The 1,400-nt window shown below is 58.3% G+C and carries 1 rRNA gene; it reads right to left on the reverse strand.

Annotated elements, in window-relative coordinates:
- Positions 1–1,400: ribosomal RNA gene (locus IEZ07_RS35205) — 23S ribosomal RNA — on the reverse strand; the annotation flags it as partial.

Consider the following 1,400-nt stretch of genomic DNA (forward strand, 5'->3'; position numbering starts at 1 on the left):
CCTCCGGCCTATCAACCCGGTCGTCTACCGGGAGCCTTACCCCCTCAACGGGGTGGGAGACCTCATCTCAAGGCGAGCTTCCCGCTTAGATGCTTTCAGCGGTTATCCCTTCCGAACGTAGCCAACCAGCCGTGCTCCTGGCGGAACAACTGGCACACCAGAGGTTCGTCCGTCCCGGTCCTCTCGTACTAGGGACAGCCCCTTTCAAGTCTCCTGCGCGCGCAGCGGATAGGGACCGAACTGTCTCGCGACGTTCTAAACCCAGCTCGCGTACCGCTTTAATGGGCGAACAGCCCAACCCTTGGGACCTACTCCAGCCCCAGGATGCGACGAGCCGACATCGAGGTGCCAAACCATCCCGTCGATATGGACTCTTGGGGAAGATCAGCCTGTTATCCCCGGGGTACCTTTTAGCCGTTGAGCGACGGCGCTTCCACATGCCACCGCCGGATCACTAGTCCCAGCTTTCGCTCCTGCTCGACCCGTCGGTCTCACAGTCAAGCTCCCTTGTGCACTTACACTCGACACCTGATTGCCAACCAGGCTGAGGGAACCTTTGGGCGCCTCCGTTACCCTTTAGGAGGCAACCGCCCCAGTTAAACTACCCACCAGACACTGTCCCTGATCCGGATCACGGACCGAAGTTAGACGTTCAAAACGACCAGAGTGGTATTTCACCAATGACTCCACCCGAACTAGCGTCCGAGCTTCACCGTCTCCCACCTATCCTACACAAGACGCTCCAAACGCCAATGTCAAGCTGTAGTGAAGGTCCCGGGGTCTTTCCGTCCTGCTGCGCGTAACGAGCATCTTTACTCGTAGTGCAATTTCGCCGGGTCTGCGGTTGAGACAGCGGGGAAGTCGTTACGCCATTCGTGCAGGTCGGAACTTACCCGACAAGGAATTTCGCTACCTTAGGATGGTTATAGTTACCACCGCCGTTTACTGGCGCTTAAGTTCTCAGCGTCGCCCACCGAAGCAGGCTAACCGGTCCCCTTAACGTTCCAGCACCGGGCAGGCGTCAGTCCGTATACATCGTCTTACGACTTCGCACGGACCTGTGTTTTTAGTAAACAGTCGCTTCCCCCTGGCCACTGCGGCCCCCACCAGCTCGGGGAGCAAGTCCCGTCACCAGCGAAGGCCCCCCTTCTCCCGAAGTTACGGGGGCAATTTGCCGAGTTCCTTAACCACAGTTCACCCGATCGCCTTGGTATTCTCTACCTGACCACCTGAGTCGGTTTCGGGTACGGGCCGCACTGATGCTCGCTAGAGGCTTTTCTCGGCAGCATAGGATCACCCACTTCGCCACAATCGGCTCGGCATCACATCTCAGGATCATGAGAGGCGGATTTGCCTACCTCTCTCCCTACCTGCTTACCCCAGGACTACCATCGCCTGGG

It is taken from the genome of Planomonospora parontospora (genome assembly GCA_014647935.1).
In the GTDB taxonomy this organism is placed as follows: domain Bacteria; phylum Actinomycetota; class Actinomycetes; order Streptosporangiales; family Streptosporangiaceae; genus Planomonospora; species Planomonospora parontospora.